Annotated in this window: 13 protein-coding genes; 2 read left to right on the top strand and 11 right to left on the bottom strand. The window is 52.9% G+C overall.

Going from position 1 to position 15,742, the window contains the following annotated elements; all coding sequences use genetic code 11:
* Positions 1 to 80: 80 nt before the first annotated feature.
* The 9 genes from osmB to IM314_RS02820 form a co-directional block, all read right to left on the bottom strand.
* Positions 81 to 299: an osmotically-inducible lipoprotein OsmB gene (osmB, locus tag IM314_RS02860; protein ID WP_008501216.1), complete on the bottom strand. Its 219-nt coding sequence runs from the start codon at positions 297 to 299 to the stop codon at positions 81 to 83.
* A 261-nt stretch (positions 300 to 560) separates the two neighbouring features.
* Entirely contained in the window at positions 561 to 1,313 is a 753-nt protein-coding gene (locus tag IM314_RS02855) for a DNA-binding transcriptional regulator YciT (protein ID WP_041909650.1), read from the bottom strand.
* Positions 1,314 to 1,356: 43 nt separating this feature from the next.
* Complete coding sequence (locus IM314_RS02850) at positions 1,357 to 1,539, bottom strand: hypothetical protein (RefSeq protein ID WP_041909652.1); 183 nt, start codon at positions 1,537 to 1,539, stop codon at positions 1,357 to 1,359.
* A 118-nt stretch (positions 1,540 to 1,657) separates the two neighbouring features.
* On the bottom strand, positions 1,658 to 3,649 hold the full coding sequence (pdeR, locus tag IM314_RS02845) for a cyclic di-GMP phosphodiesterase (RefSeq protein ID WP_028013393.1): 1,992 nt from the start codon (positions 3,647 to 3,649) through the stop codon (positions 1,658 to 1,660).
* 320 nt (positions 3,650 to 3,969) lie between these two features.
* Positions 3,970 to 5,904, bottom strand: coding sequence for an exoribonuclease II (locus IM314_RS02840; RefSeq protein WP_193358162.1), 1,935 nt, complete (start codon positions 5,902 to 5,904; stop codon positions 3,970 to 3,972).
* Positions 5,905 to 5,992: 88 nt separating this feature from the next.
* On the bottom strand, positions 5,993 to 6,979 hold the full coding sequence (locus IM314_RS02835; RefSeq protein WP_193358163.1) for a CMD domain-containing protein: 987 nt from the start codon (positions 6,977 to 6,979) through the stop codon (positions 5,993 to 5,995).
* Positions 6,980 to 7,133: 154 nt separating this feature from the next.
* Complete coding sequence (gene fabI / locus IM314_RS02830; RefSeq protein WP_003856831.1) at positions 7,134 to 7,922, bottom strand: enoyl-ACP reductase FabI; 789 nt, start codon at positions 7,920 to 7,922, stop codon at positions 7,134 to 7,136.
* A gap of 269 nt (positions 7,923 to 8,191) precedes the next feature.
* Positions 8,192 to 11,287 carry a multidrug efflux RND transporter permease subunit gene (locus IM314_RS02825; RefSeq protein WP_193358164.1) on the bottom strand — a complete coding sequence of 1,032 codons (3,096 nt, stop codon included), beginning with the start codon at positions 11,285 to 11,287 and terminating at the stop codon, positions 8,192 to 8,194.
* Positions 11,288 to 11,423: 136 nt separating this feature from the next.
* Positions 11,424 to 11,810, bottom strand: a complete 387-nt coding sequence (locus tag IM314_RS02820; protein ID WP_041909660.1) for a hypothetical protein — start codon at positions 11,808 to 11,810, stop codon at positions 11,424 to 11,426.
* A 271-nt stretch (positions 11,811 to 12,081) separates the two neighbouring features.
* On the opposite strand from IM314_RS02820, the gene IM314_RS02815 reads away from it, so the two are divergent.
* A complete protein-coding gene (locus tag IM314_RS02815) occupies positions 12,082 to 12,786 on the top strand; it encodes a response regulator (protein WP_041909662.1) in 705 nt (234 codons plus the stop codon).
* Positions 12,783 to 13,847 carry an ATP-binding protein gene (locus IM314_RS02810; protein WP_193356803.1) on the top strand — a complete coding sequence of 355 codons (1,065 nt, stop codon included), beginning with the start codon at positions 12,783 to 12,785 and terminating at the stop codon, positions 13,845 to 13,847. The genes IM314_RS02815 and IM314_RS02810 overlap by 4 nt, the downstream gene beginning before the upstream one ends.
* A gap of 14 nt (positions 13,848 to 13,861) precedes the next feature.
* Here the strand turns inward: IM314_RS02810 and IM314_RS02805 are convergent, their stop codons facing one another.
* Together IM314_RS02805 and sapF are read right to left on the bottom strand one after the other, a co-directional pair.
* Entirely contained in the window at positions 13,862 to 14,776 is a 915-nt protein-coding gene (locus IM314_RS02805; RefSeq protein WP_193358165.1) for an ATP-grasp fold amidoligase family protein, read from the bottom strand.
* A gap of 158 nt (positions 14,777 to 14,934) precedes the next feature.
* The gene (sapF, locus tag IM314_RS02800; RefSeq protein WP_041909668.1) at positions 14,935 to 15,741 is read right to left on the bottom strand and encodes a putrescine export ABC transporter ATP-binding protein SapF; all 807 of its coding nucleotides are present in this window, start codon (positions 15,739 to 15,741) and stop codon (positions 14,935 to 14,937) included.
* Position 15,742: the final 1 nt, after the last annotated feature.

The following is a 15,742-nucleotide window of genomic DNA, read 5'->3' as shown; positions in this document are numbered from 1 at the left end:
GTGGCTCGTGTTATATACGTGCGTTAGTCAGACCTGAAATGCGATGCTAAATCGCCTTAACGGGAAGGCTGATAGAATAATTATTTGCCAACCTGGTGACCGATAATACCACCGACAGCAGCGCCGCCTAATGTACCCAGCGTACTACCATCCGTTAATACTGCACCACCGAGCGCACCAGCACCGGCGCCAATTGCGGTGTTACGGTCACGTTTAGACCAGTTAGAGCACGCGCTCAGGGACATTGCTACAGTGATTGCCAGAACAGCGGCGGCTAATTTTTTGCTGGTTAAGGTCATAATACTTTCTCCTGAATTATCGATTCACGGAAAGATGTACACATTAAGTATAGTCAAAATGAATACTCAATTCTTTTTTCCGTGAAAGCTGGTCGCGCAGGCGTTACGTAATCACGCAGGTGATAGTCACTTCCTGTTATATCGCTAACATTAATTTTACGACTTTACGGCAGGTTAAACAGGTAAAAACTCTTAAAGGATGGATAGGAATCCTCTCAGACGAAGGGGGCATATGCGCCCGGAATACGGGCGCAAATGGACTCAGGCGGGCGTTTTAATAATATCGACAATCAGACCGTCATCTTCCAGTTTATTACGATGTTCATCGCTTAACCTTTCGTCGGTAATTACGCGGCTAAAGCGTGAGGCTGGCCCCATGGTGTAAGGATGGACGGCACCAAATTTAGAGCTGTCGGTCAGCACAATGGCTTCACACTCTTTTTCCAGAACGGCATTCACAACGTCAGATCGCATCATATCCCGGCCGGTGAAGCCTGTCTCCGGCTGCCAGCCGTCAATACCGATAAACGCCTTACTGAAATGAACCTGCTGGACATACTGCCGGGTTAGCGGGCCTACCATGCTCTCACTTTTTTTCTGGTAAATGCCGCCCAGCAAAATCACCTCACAGCGCGTCTCTTTGAGCAAATGGGCGATATAGCTGCTGACGGTGATGATGGTAACATCTTTTTGTTCGGCGAGTGTACGTGCCAGAAGAGCGTTGCTGCTGCCGTTTTCAATAAAGACCGTCTCGCCAGGGTTTACCAGCGATGCGGCAAATTCTGCCAGTTCTCGTTTAAGCGCGTAGTTATTCATCATGCGCGTCTCAACGTCGTCGCTGTCCAGCGGCACGGCATAGCCATGCGCACGGCGCAGGTAGCTCTGTTTTTCCAGCAGATTAAGATCCTGACGGATGGTGACTTCTGAAACGCCGGTGGTTTTAGCCAGCTCAACGACGCTTACGCGCCCCTGATCGATGACCATCTGCAAAATGAGTTGTTGTCGGGAATTCATAGCATCCAATTAATAAAGCGAAACGAGGTCTGAGACAGTGGGTTTAGACTTCCCACGGCGCTTTAGGCTGTCGGTTTTCGGGGGCATTGTCAGCGCCATCCTGAGCGAGAAGTTCAGACTTCAGGATCTCGAGATTACGGATCGCAGAGTGATAATCACCCGCCACCAGGATATCCAGCACGGTATCAATACGTTGTGCTACAGCTTGTGGATCAATAGTAGACATCATCTCTCCCCAGGAGCGAAAAGTTAATAATTTCAATGATGCAGAAAATAGGTTCAAAAGAGAAGGGAAAAAACGCCATAACGAAATTACCTATACGAAAGTGAACCTCTGTATGACGTTAACGTTGTTGTCGTGCTTGATATCGTTTTAGCCAGCGCTCGAATGCGGCAGCGGGCATCGGCTTAGCGAAAAGAAAACCCTGCCGTTCGTTGACGCCGTTTTTGGTCAGAAAGGCATCTTCTTTTGCGTTCTCCACCCCTTCGGCAATCACCTGCAGGTTTAACGCCTGCGCCACTGCGACAATGGCGCGTACCAGAGACTGGGAGACAGAGTGCTTATGAATATCTCTGACAAAAGCCTGATCGAGTTTAATGGCATCAATAGGAAAACGCGCCAGCTGGGAAAGGGAGGAGTAGCCGGTACCGAAATCGTCCAGATGAATTTGTGCCCCGAGCCGACTGAATTGCTGGATCACCGAGAGCGCCAGCTCTTCGTTTTCGATAAGACAGCTTTCGGTTAACTCAACGTCGATAGGGCAGTACTCAAAATGCAGATCCTTAAGCGCCTGCTTTAGCTCACTGAAAATCGTCTGGTCGGCCAGCTGACGTGCAGAGACGTTCACGGCCACGCGCAGGTTAATTCCCTTGTCACGCCATTTTGCCACCTGGCGAACGACATCAAGCATCACCCAGCGACCCAGCGGCACAATCAAACCGGACTCCTCGGCATAAGAGATAAATTCCAGAGGGGGGATCAGCCCGCGCTCGGGCGACTGCCAGCGGACCAGCGCTTCAAGGCTTCGGACTTCGCCGCGCCAGGTCATTTTCGGTTGGTAGTGGATCAGGAGCTGATCGTTATCCAGCGCTTTACGCAGGTTGGTGTCCAGCCACAGGTACTCAAACACGCGCTGGTTCATCTCGGGGGAGAAGACACAGAATTTGCCACGGCCATTCTCCTTGGCGGTGTACATGGCGATGTCGGCATTGCGAATCACGCTTTCCCGATCGTTCCCGTGCTGCGGCGCGAGGGCGATGCCCAGGGAGCAACCGGTGTAAACCTCAATGAGACCGATTCTGAACGGCTGGCGCAGGCGGGTCAGAATACGCGACGCCATCGCTTCCAGCGAGCCCTGAGAGGTATTGGTGGCCATAACGATAAACTCATCGCCGCCGAGCCGCGCTAAAACCTGCCCCTCATCCAGACAACTCAGAAGGGCAAGTGCAACCGCCTGCAGGAGCTGATCGCCGAACATATGCCCGTAGGCATCGTTAACCTTTTTGAAGTTATCGAGGTCGAGGTACACCACGCCTACCTGCGTGTCGCCGCGGCTATTGATGGCGTCTGAAATCAGCTCATGGATCGCATTGCGGTTGGGCAGGCCGGTGATGGTATCGGTATTGGCCAGCACGCGCAGGCGCTCCTGTGCCCGCCGTTCTTCGGTAATGTCGGTCCCGGAGCAGATAAGAAAAATTTCATTTTTACCGCTGCCGCTGTGAACGAATTTATTTCTGAACAGAAACAAGCGTTGCCCTTTTCGCGTTTTAATCCAGCGTTCGACTTCGTAGGAGCTGCCGTTGCGAAAGAAACCCGCAATGTTGCGCTTCGAGGCTGCCGCTTCGCTGCGGCTCATGAACAGTTCAAACACGTTCTGACCAATGACTTCATGTTCTTTCAGACCGGTATACTCTTCGCTCAGGCGGTTAAAGCGCTGGATATTGCCGTTTTGATCGAGAATGACAATGACGGAATTCGCTTCAGAAACAACCTGTTCCGCAAAGGAGAGTCCCTGAGCCAGATCGCGTGCCACGGAGGGCGTATCGTTCCAGGCGGAAGCCGTTCCGGCCCACTCGTTTCGGGTGATTTTGCGTCCGACAAGATGGACGGGAACTTGCTCGCCGTAAAGAGAGAGGTTAAGGGAAATGCTGGTGGTCATTACCGTTAGCTGGCGGATCTGTGCGGCCTGTTCATCATCCAGTACGATCTCCTGAGTCACGTCAGCATTTTCGCTGGCGGCAAGGTGCAGAGCGTTGCTGTCAGCCGACAATCGCCACCACGGGCTGTGAGTACCCATGTAACGAAACAGCAAATTTTGCTCAAGTTCGTCGATCATGATTTCTCCCGCCGCGACGCATTAGCGAACAAATTATTCATTAGTCGTCGACTTTTCCGTTGAAAATAGCGGCAAAGCCGCAGTGAAGGCATTGTTTTTCGCAGCTTTTTTATAATAAAACGCATCAGGCAGATAAAAATGCTGAGCGTATAAAACCCACATGCCCGAACAGTGCAGCACTCTTTAACTGTAGATAATTATGGCTATTTTGGGCGGGCTGGGGCGGAAAAAGTAAGAAAAATGATGCTTTTGCGGGGGGAAAGATAGAGAGAAAATTGTCGGCCTTTCTGAACGGAAATGACCGACAATTGAGCAGGTTATCAGGCGACAGGGCGCGCAATAATACTGCGGGTTTCCATGCGAACTTCAGCGATAGTTACATCAATCACGTCAGTGACTTTGTAAACCGTCTCGCCTTTAATTTGCACGGTGCCGCTTTCCTGACTGCAGACCAGTTCGTCACGAACGGCGTGCAGGAACGGGGCAGGGATAAAGGCGACCGCACCGTTATCCACCAGACGTACGCGCATTCCCCCGCGGCTGATATCAATAATTTCTGCCGCGAAGCGGGTATCGGTACCGGCTTTATCCTGCAGGAAGCGCGCGTATAGCCAGTCTCCAACGTCACGTTCCGCCATGCGGTTCAGACGGCGACGCTCGGCCATCTGTAGGGTCGTGTCGTCCTGAGGACGGGCAATGGTTTCGCCCTTAATAATCGCTTTCAGCAGGCGGTGGTTAACCATATCGCCATACTTACGGATCGGGGAGGTCCAGGTGGCGTAGGCTTCCAGACCGAGGCCAAAGTGCGGGCCTGGCTCGGTGCTGATTTCCGCGAAGGACTGGAAGCGGCGAATACGGCTATCCAGGAAACCAGACGGCTGAGCGTCCAGCTCGCGGCGAAGCTTGCAGAAGCCCGGCAGTGTCAGCACTTCTTCCGGATCAACATGCACATCGTGATTCTTCAGCAGGGCCGCGAGCGCTTCGGTATTGGCCGGATCGAATCCGGTATGAACGTTGTAAATACCGAAGCCCAGCCTGTCGCGCAGCACGCGCGCGGCACAGATGTTGGCGGAAATCATCGCTTCTTCGACGATGCGGTTAGCAATGCGTCGCGGCTCGGCCACGATATCCAGCACTTCGCCTTTTTCACCGAGAACAAAACGATAATCCGGACGATCCTTGAAGACCAGGGCGTGAGTCTTACGCCACTCGCCGCGGTTCAGGCAGATGCGGTGCAGCAGACGAATCTGTGCTGCGATAGCATCGGATTCAGGTTTCCAGCTGCCGGTGTTTTCCAGCCAGTCGGAGACATTGTCATAGGCCAGCTTGGCTTTGGATTCGATGGTGGCGGCAAAGAATTCGATATCGTCTTCAATCGTGCCATCTGCGGCAATGGTCATGCGGCAGGCGAGAACCGGGCGCACCTCATTTGGGCGCAGCGAGCAGAGGTCGTCAGACAGTTCGCGCGGCAGCATCGGGATGTTAAAGCCCGGCAGGTAGTTGGTGAACGCGCGGATTTTCGCCGTTTCGTCCAGCTTGCTGCCTTCCACAATCCAGGCGGTTGGATCGGCAATGGCGACGGTCAAATGCAGTTTGCCATCGGCGCTCTCTTCAGCGTAGAGCGCATCGTCCATATCTTCTGTGCTGGCGCTGTCGATGGTGACAAACTCCAGCGCGGTAAGATCGCGGCGCGCCAGGCCTTCATCCTGCATCTCAGTTGCCACGCCGTTCGGCGCTTCTTTTTCAAGATTATGGCGCGCCAGCGTGACCCACCACGGGACGAAATGGTCGTCGCCAAAGGTGATGAACTGGGTCAGTTCAGCATAGAAACCGCGGTCGCCTTTCAGAGGATGACGGCGCATTTCTGCCACGGCCCAGTCACCTTCTTTAAAATCATGCTCAACGCCGCGGGCGGCGCGGCAGGGAATGGCATCTTTCAGCAGGGGGTGATCCGGCACGACAGAAAGACGATCGTCCTTTCTCTGCACTTTGCCCACAAAGCGGGTCAGGAACGGCTCGATCAGTTCTTCCGGCTCGGCGGACTCACGTTCCTTCTCGGTATGGATGACGGCCATGACGCGATCGCCATGCATCACTTTCTTCATCTGCGGTGGCGGAATGAAGTAGCTTTTCTGCGCGTCAACTTCAAGGAAGCCAAAGCCCTTTTCCGTGGCTTTCACGATCCCTTCTGCACGCGGCGTCTGGGAATGCAGTTGCTGTTTAAGCTGCGCTAGCAGCGGGTTGTCCTGAAACATAATGTTCTATTTTCGTAGCCATTGAGCGGCTGACAGTTTTACGCGATTCTCACTGCTACAGCAAGCGCTCTTTGGGGAAAGAGTGTGGTTATTCCGCTTTGCCGGACGCGACTTTTAGTCGATTGATCCAGCCCTCCAGCGCGCATTGGCTGAGCAGGTTGATCGCCTGAACGGCAGTAAGTCCTTCTTCCGTGAGCGGGGTAAATTGTGCGGCGCTGAAGCGGTCCGGCGAGCGTGTCAGCAGTTCGGCTGCTGCCGAAAGCGCCGGAGGAGGCAGCGAAATCGTTTCCCGGCTGTTTATCAGGATCTCCCCCATCAGGTCGAGCAAGGTCGGTTCATGGCACAGGACCGGCGTCAGCGCCTCAAGCGCGGGCTCTGCCTGCCAGCGGGAGAGGGACTCAAGCTGATGCGCACTGGCATAGCGAAGCTCGACCACGGGCAGAAGCGAGATCCACGCGTCGGAGGACGTTGGCAGGGTGTGCGGCTGAATATGATGGCCCGGCAGCCAGCGGACGGGATGGCCTAGCAGTGCCTGAAAGACGGCGACCACGCGCGCCTGAAAACCGATAAAGCCGATTATCTGGTTAATTACCACAACGTCATAGATAGACAGACCTACCTCATCAAGCTGGTTTCGCGCCTTATCATCAATGATGTCAGGTGAGCTGGCGAGCTGGCGGGCATACTGCGTGATTTGTGCCAGCCGTCGGTTACTTTCGCGGGAGGAGTCAGGGCCCGGCAGCGGGGCGAGGAGGGCGGCGTAGTGGTTGCACAGCCGCTGAACGCCGCAGGTCTGCGCCACCGTCAGCGCGGTACTTAACCGATCGTAGGCGCTAAGCGTTCGCAGGCGGTTTACGGGAAGTGAGAGCGGGAACAGCTGGTGACATAAGGATCTGGCAGGAGCGAGCCAGCCGGTACAGGCGGCGACAATCTCATCTGGCAGGGCTAAATCGAGCAAAAAACGATCGTCGACGTTAGCGGCTTCGGGCACCAGGGGCAGCACATCCGGCTGCGCGTGGTTAGACTGGGTTTCGTGATACCAGTGGCCTTTGCCGGAAAAACGGCGTTGTTCCATGGGCGTTCCTTGATCTCAAAATGGCGATCAATATCCTGGCGTAAGGCAGATAAAGGGAAAAATATTGTTAGGTGATAACAAATAGCAGAACGGAATAACGAAGGGGAGTGCGGAGGGGGAAAGCTCTCTTCCCGTGCGGGAAGAGAGCCACAGCTTATTTAATTTCCAGCTCGTTCATTGCAGCGATGTTGAAGCCGCCGTCAACGTGAACCACTTCGCCGGAGATACCTGCGGAAAGGTCAGAGCACAGGAATGCAGCAGAGTTACCCACATCTTCAATGGTAACGGTACGACGAATCGGGGTAACCGCTTCGCAGTGTGCCAGCATTTTACGGAAATCTTTGATGCCGGACGCCGCCAGGGTGCGGATAGGGCCAGCAGAGATGGCGTTAACGCGCACGCCTTCTGGACCCATTGCGTTCGCCATGTAGCGGACGTTGGCTTCCAGAGATGCTTTCGCCAGGCCCATAACGTTGTAGTTAGGGATAGCACGCTCTGCGCCCAGGTAGGACAGGGTCAGCAGCGCTGCGCCCGGGTTCAGCATTGCGCGGCAAGATTTCGCCATTGCAACGAAGCTGTAGGAGCTGATGTCGTGCGCGATTTTAAAGCCATCACGGGTTACCGCGTTCACGTAGTCGCCGTCCAGCTGGTCGCCAGGAGCGAAGCCGATGGAGTGAACGAAACCGTCGAATTTCGGCCATGCTTTTGCCAGTTCAGCAAACATGCCGTCGATGCTTTCGTCTTGTGCAACGTCACATTCCAGAACAATGCTGGAACCCAGCTGCGCGGCAAACTCTTCAACACGGCCTTTCAGCTTGTCGTTCTGGTAGGTGAACGCCAGCTCAGCGCCTTCGCGATGCATTGCCTGTGCGATGCCGTATGCGATGGACAGTTTGCTGGCAACGCCAGTCACCAGAATGCGCTTACCGGAAAGAAAACCCATAGCTTTAATCCTTATATTCATTGCTTATTTTGCCTTGTAATTCATAGCGTTACAGGCAGTATTTCAAAATCATTCGAAATTAGCTCGAAATTATAGCCCACTCACGGCCCCTTGTGTCACGATATTTCTCGTCGATCTCCGAAGAGGAATGCCCCAAAAGGTGAGGCGCGGGCTGGCGGGGGCTCAAAATTTCAGCATTCGTCCAGTATATCACCCGACAGCAGCTTCGCCTCATCCAACCAGCAAGGTTCCGCGATCCATCAGCGGTATTAACACTTTCTGGCGTTTTCAACGAAACGCGCAACGACAATAAAGAATACCGGGACGAAAAAGATCGCGAGAAGCGTGCCGCTGATCATGCCGCCAAACACCCCGGTGCCGATAGCGTGCTGCGTGCTGTCACTCGCGCCACGCGCCAGCATCAGTGGCACCACGCCTAACGTAAAGGCTAACGATGTCATCAAAATAGGGCGCAGACGCTGGCTTGCGGCCTGTATTGTTGCCGCCAGCAGGGGTTGTCCTTCCCGGTGGAGCTGCCTTGCAAACTCGACAATCAGAATGGCGTTCTTGGCGGACAGGCCTATCAGGGTGATAAGACCGACCTTAAAGAAAACATCATTCGTCATGCCCGCAACGGAGACGGCAACCACCGCACCGATAAGCCCCAGGGGAACGACCAGCATGACCGCAAAGGGAATTGACCAGCTCTCATACAGGGCGGCGAGCACCATGAACACGACCAGTATCGACAGAACGATCAGACCCGGGAGCTGAGATTCGGATTTTCTCTCCTGCAATGAGCTCCCGGCCCACTCGCCGGCCATCCCCTGCGGTAAATCCCGTGACAACGTCTCCATGGCCTTCATTGCAGTGCCGCTGGATTTGCCCGGGGCCGCACTGCCGGTAATGCGGATAGCAGAATATCCCTGATAACGCGTCAACTGTTGCGGCGCAACGTTCCAGGAAAGCGTCGCAAACGTAGATACTGGCACCATCTGCCCCATACGGTTTTTTACCGATAATTTCAGGATCTGCTCAGGCTGCATGCGGTAAGGGGCGTCGGCCTGAATAATGACCTGCTGAACACGGCCCTTGTTCGTGTAGTCATTAACGTAGTTCGACCCCATGGTGACCGAGAGCGTCTGGTTGATTTCATCAAATGAAACGCCCAGCGCTTCCGCTTTTTCCCGGTCAATCTGAAGGGCCAGGCTTGTTCCTTCCGGCAGACCGTCTATATACACGTCACTCAGTTCAGGACGTTGATTAGCTTTCATAACCAGCGCATCGGCCGCTCTCTTTAACGCCTCGTAGCCCAGTCCCGCCCTGTCCTGCACGTACCAGGTGAAGCCCGAGGAGGTGCCCATATCCGAAATGGCCGGCGGGAGAAGGCTCATCGTGACGGCATCAGAGACGTTAGCCATGCTGGCCTGTATATGGTCGGCTTCATTCTGTGCAGTCGTACCCTGCCGATCTTTCCAGTCCTTCAGCGTGGTGAAGGCCATGGCCGAATTCGGTCCCGAGCCTGAAAACCCAAATCCCAGAATCATAATGTTGCTTTCAATATCCGGCCGGGCCGCAATTTCCTCTTCAAATTTTTTAACCACTCTCAGGGTGCGCTGCATTGTGGCATCGGAAGGCAGCTGAATTGAGGACATAAAATAGCCCTGATCTTCATCCGGAAGAAAGGACGAGGGCAGCGAAGAAAGCCCCAAACATAGGGCAGCACATAGCGCAACGTACAGCAGCAGCATACGCCCGGTACGTCTCAGCGCCGCGCCCAGCCCGGATTCGTACCACGTCGTGAGGGTACGAAAGCGGGCGTTAAACCCTGCTGCGAACCTGCCACCAACGTGCTTTGCTGCGCTGTGAGGCTTAAGTAGCGTCGCGCATAGCGCGGGAGTAAGCGTGAGGGCAAGAAATGCCGACAACAGTATGGATACCGCCATGGAAATACAAAATTGTCGATAAATAATCCCGACGGATCCTTCGGCGAAACCCATGGGAATAAAGACGGCGGTAAGCACCAGCGTGATCCCGATAATTGCCGGCGTGATTTCATTCATGGCCTCCCGGGTCGCGTCGCGCGGAGAGAGTTGTTTTTCTTCCATCAGGCGCTCGACGTTCTCCACGACCACAATGGCGTCATCTACGATAATCCCTATCGCCAGAACCATGCCGAACATGGTCAGAATATTGATGGAGTATCCACTCAATAGCATCACCGTGAAGGTGCCAAGCAGTGCGACGGGGGCAACAATCGCCGGGATAAGCGTACAGCGTATCTTATGCAGAAACAGCAGCATTACGAGGAAGACCAGAACCATCGCTTCCACAAATGTCTGCACCACCTTCATGATGGAGAGCTTCACAAAAGGCGCGGTATCGAAGGGAACCGTAAACGTCATTCCTTCCGGCAACACCTGAGAAAGTTCGTCGATGCGTGCGCGTACGCCTGCAGCCGTGCTCATCGCATTGGCGCCAGGCGATAGCTGGACCGCCGCAGCCGTTGCGGGAACTCCATTTTCGCGGATACCGAAAGCGTAGCTTTGCAGGCCGGACTCAATGCGCGCGACGTCGGACAGCTTCAGCCTTGCGCCGGACGCCTCTGATTTCAGAGTAATATTCCTGAAAGCCTCTACGGAAGTGAGTTGCCCCTTCACGGTGATCGGATAGGTTACGCCTTGCCCTTCAGATGCCGGTTCATCTCCCGTTTTGCCGGGCGAAACCAGGGCATTTTGCTGGCCAACGGCGGTAAGCACATCGCTCACCGAAAGTCCGTAGCTATGAAGCTTCATCGGGTCCAGCCAGATGCGCAGCGCTTTTTCGCCACCAAACAGCTGAATTTTCCCTACTCCAGGTACGCGGCGAAGCTCGTCGCTGACATGCCGGGCAAAGTAATCGCTTAAATCGGCTTCCTCAAATTTACCGGTTGTGGACTTGAGCCCCACCATCATTAAAAAACCGGAATTGGCCGCCTCGACGTTGATGCCATTTTGCCTGACCGCCTGTGGCAAACGCGGCTCCACAATTTTAATCTGGTTCTGAAGGTCCATCTGCGCCAGCTTGATGTCCGTGCCGGGCTTAAACGTCACGGTAATAGACGCAGAACCGGTTGTGTCACTGGATGATTCGAAGTAAAGCAAATTATCGACGCCAGATATTTCGCGCTCAAGTAACGACACCACCGACGTATTCATAATATCGGGGCTGGCGCCCGGGTAGGTGACAGAAATAATAATCCCAGGCGGTGCCACCGCCGGATACTGCGCAACCGGCAGCCGGGGGATAGACAATGCGCCCGCCAGGACGATAAAAAGCGCCACGACCCAGGCGAAAATGGGACGTTCAATAAAGAAATGAGGCATTAATTTAACTTCCAGATACGTGACTATTTCAGTGAGTTATTTTGTTCAAGATGGTGTGATGGAGAGTCTACAACTCGCCTGTTTAGCGGACATGGGCGGTTTATGGAGAGAGTGTGGAGCGAAACAACACGGTTGTTTAAATCATTCTCACGATGAGGTACAACGGTGAACCACCAAAAAAGAGAATTAAATAACACTCATAGTAAAACACCAAATCGTTAAAATCTGGCGTAGCGTTCAGCAGCACAGTGAACGTAATAATGAGATAAACAAAAATCACCATTAGCCAGAAGGCGATGAGAAGTAATTCAGTGAACGCGCCTGCTTTGTTTTGTATTATCAGAGAGACAACCGACAAGGCAATGCAGCCATAGATCATGGGGGAAGAGAGTAGCGTTGCGGCGACTTTCTCATCCATTTTATGCATCAATACCAGCCAGGTATAAAGTAATCCCCACGATAGCAGCAGGAAGAGAGAAAATATGCCGATTTTTTTAGGAGAGAAGTATTTCGAAAGTTCCATGTTCATTATCTCAGCCAAATTCAGAAAGCCATTAAGCGACAGGGGTATTTACCACGTTAAACGAAAGACGGTTTAACTCCGAATAACTATTGTGGGCTGACATTGTCGAGTCTTTATTGACTGAATGTGTAGGCTGTATGGAGAAATTGCCGGGCACTTAAATTAATCCAGGAAATTTTCGCGGCCACGGCACTTTTTCCCGGAGCCTGTGTCTTATTGTGCTAAAGATATCTGATAGCGTGCTCAAAGGGATTTCACCCGCGGAGATAAAATGAACAAAAATACTCTAATCCTTGTTGTTGAAGATGAAAACGAAATTGCCGATATACTGATGAGATACTTAGAGCGTTCTGGGATGAAAACGCTGAGAGCCCGGCAGGGCGAGCAGGCGATAGCGCTTAATCGGCTCCATAAACCCGATCTTATCTTGCTGGATATCCATCTGCCCGTATGCGATGGCTGGAGCGTACTCACGACGCTCCGTCAGGAAAGTTCTGTGCCCGTCATTATGGTGTCCGCACTCGATCAGGACGTGGATAAGCTGATGGGGCTCAGGCTTGGCGCGGACGATTACGTCATCAAACCATTCAATCCTTCTGAAGTGGTCGCGCGAGTTGAAGCCGTGCTGCGCAGAACCAGACCCGCTCTCCAGCAGGCGGGTGCCGTGCCTCTCAGGACGCCTTTTATTACGGTCTACCCGGACGATTTCTACGTTGAGGTCACCGTGGGCGAAGAGGTAGTCTCCCCGGTATTAACGACGACGGAATTTAAACTTCTTACTTACCTGGTGAGATACCCGCGAAAGGTCTGTTCCCGGGAAGAGTTACTTAACGCGTGTCTACCGGAAGGCGATACGCTCGACAGAACGGTAGACAGCCATATGAGCAAGCTGCGTAAAAAGCTGGAGCTTGCAGGCCTTTATGGCGTTCCTGAGAGCATCAGGGGGATGGGCTATCGACTCGGGGAGAAAAAATGAACAGAGATTCTGTCCTGAGTCGGCAGATCTTAACGTATATGCTGCTGCTGACGTTTATGATCATTGCCATTGCGGTACTGGGCTCCTGGTTTTTTTACTCTTTTATTCTCGATCACCTCCCCGGCGGTGCCGTTGAGGGCGATGACGAGCAAATGACGATGTGGGACTGGGTGTGGATCGGGACCGCGACAACAATCAGTCTGATAATCGCGATATTTTTAACGATAAAACTTTCTTCACGAATACTCACCCCGTTAAACGCGGTAGCGTCCAGCCTGAGAAAAATTTCTCAGGGCCAGCTGGATGCCCGTGCTTATTGCACCAGCTCCCGTCTGGGAGAGGTCAATCATCTGGTCACGGATTTCAATGAAATGGCGGAAAAACTCCAGACGCTGGATATTCAGAGGAAATCCTGGAACGCCGCCATTGCCCATGAGCTGAGAACCCCGGTCACGATTTTACGCGGGCGGCTTCAGGGGCTGGTAGACGGCGTTTTTGAGCCGGATCCGCTGCTTTTTAATAATCTTCTCAAGCAGACTGAGGGGTTAACCCGTTTGATTGAAGATCTTCGGGTGATCAGCTCTGACGGCGGGGCGGGTTATACGCTGTATAAATCCAGAACGGACCTCAAAGGCACAATCCAGGATGCGCTTGATACTTTCATGCCCGAGTTCAAGCGCAACCAGTTTGCGATTAAAACAGCGTTGAGGGAACAGCGATGCGTGTTCGATCCGTTGCGCATCAATCAGTGTCTGGCCGTTCTGTTTGACAACGCATTACATTATTCAACTTCGCGGAAACTCATCGTAAAAAATGGCGTCTCTGATAAAGGCAATTATATCCTTATTGAGGATGGCGGGCCGGGCATCCCCAGGGAATTTCATGATTTCTTATTTCAACCCTTCCAGCGGGATAATGGTGCCAGAGATGTGAATCCTGAAGGATGTGGTTTAGGGTTATCGGTGGTAAAAGCCATCATGCTGGCTCATGGTGGCGATGTAACGTATACCTTATCGAAGCAAAACCACTCCCTGTTCAAACTGACCTGGCCCGATGCCTGAGTCCTGGCGGCAGGTCAGCCTGGCCTGCCCGCCGATAGCGGCAACTGCCATATATCGCCTAACTTTGTATCCCATTCCAGAGGGGTAATTCGCAGTTTGCCCCGTTTTGGGCTTAAGGTTATTTCACTGAAGTAAATTTCATCGCTTTTCAACATGAGGTCAACGCGGCAGTAGTCAAGACCCTTCGCCAGCTCCTGAGCGGCCAGCAGAGCCTCACGGAACAATTTCGGCTCGCCGGGCGCAACCGGCGTATTAGGATATTCCATCTGGAAGGGCTGTAAATTCCAGTGTCGGTCGTAAACGTTGATAAACTCTCTGCCGAGGTCATCCGTAAAATCGGCCTCAACATAGTGTGCGACCCCGTGAAAACAGTGAATTCTCAGCATTTCCGGCGTGCTGTTCCTGTCCGCATTATTGAAAAGATCGACATAGGGCTCACACAGTATAACGGGTGTAATATTTTTGTACTGCCACTCGCGCGTGGTGTAATACAAATTCTTCTTTAATGCGAGAGTGAGCTTTTTACGGGCCTGCCGGTAATTGAACTGGTTTTTGTTTGTACAGATTATTGTGCTTCCACTGTCATGATTGCACTTAAGGACGAATTGATCGGGCAGTGTTGAAAAATCGATATGCGAAAACCTGCGGTATACCCCAATCAAAGGCACCGCTTTTACTCGCGTTGTTCTGGACGCAACGTATTCGCGGACGGCGAGTTTATCGGCAAGCATTGTGTAGAGATTATTATGGTCATAGACCAGGCGATGACATATTTTTTCACTCAACGTAGTGGGTGATTTAATGTCAGGGGTTATGCCTGATGTCTTTTTGAGTTTTGCAGTATGAAAATTGAGGTCCGTCATGAAATATGAACGGCATTTTCTGATGAGATACTCCGAATATTTTAGAACATATGTGGTGGTGTTCATTTCTTCTCCTCCGTAATGTTCCGGTATTCTGGAGAAGAACTATTGATGGATATTGCTTAAAATATGGAGCAGGGATGGAGACAAAAAAAAGGATTAAATAGCGCATGCAGGCTATTTAATCCTTATTTGAGCGGAGCAATCCGTGTTTACCGCCGCGCTTAACGGTCTTTTCTCCACGCATCGGCGGTCAATGCTTCACCGAAATGCCCGGCAATCAGCCTTTTCGTCAGCTCATGAAGCGGGGAGGCCATCACATCCGCCGTGCTGCCGCGCTCGACGACTTCCCCCTGGTGCATGACCATTACCTGATCGCTGATGTGCTTCATCATCCCCAAGTGCTGGGTAACGTAGATGTAGGAGATACCCTGCTTTTCCTGTAATTCGAGCATCAGGTTAATCAGCTGCGAGCGCATAGACATATCCAGCGAGGCAAGCGCTTCGTCTGCAACGATCACTTTCGGGCGCAGAATCAACGCGCGGGCCAGACCCAGACGCTGTTTCTGACCGGGGGCCAGCATATGCGGGTAGTAGCTTTCGTGATCCGGTAACAGCCCAACCATACGCAGCGTTTCGAAGATACGCTTGCGGCGCGCCTCTGGCTCCAGTTCGGTATTCAGACGCAGAGGGAAATCAAGGATCTGCGAAATGCGCTGGCGTGGATTAAGCGAGGTAGACGGATCCTGGAAGATCATGCGGATGCGCTGGCTGCGGAAAGAGTAATCGCCAAACTGCAGAGGATGATCGTCAATCAACACTTCTCCAGCAGTGGGCTCGACCATGCCGGCAAGCATTTTCGCCAGCGTGGATTTACCGGAGCCGTTTTCGCCGATGATCGCCAGCGTCTGTTTTTCACGCAGGGTAAAACTCAGCGGTTTAACCGCTTCGACAGTCTGACGATGAAACAGCCCCGTGCGATAGCGAAAGGTCTTAGTCAGATTGCGGACTTCCAGCAAGGTTTCGACCATT

This window comes from Enterobacter cloacae complex sp. P42RS (genome assembly GCF_014930595.1).
In the GTDB taxonomy this organism is placed as follows: domain Bacteria; phylum Pseudomonadota; class Gammaproteobacteria; order Enterobacterales; family Enterobacteriaceae; genus Enterobacter; species Enterobacter bugandensis.
The sequence above is the reverse complement of the archived record's forward strand: the minus strand, read 5'-3'. Positions and strand labels throughout refer to the sequence as shown.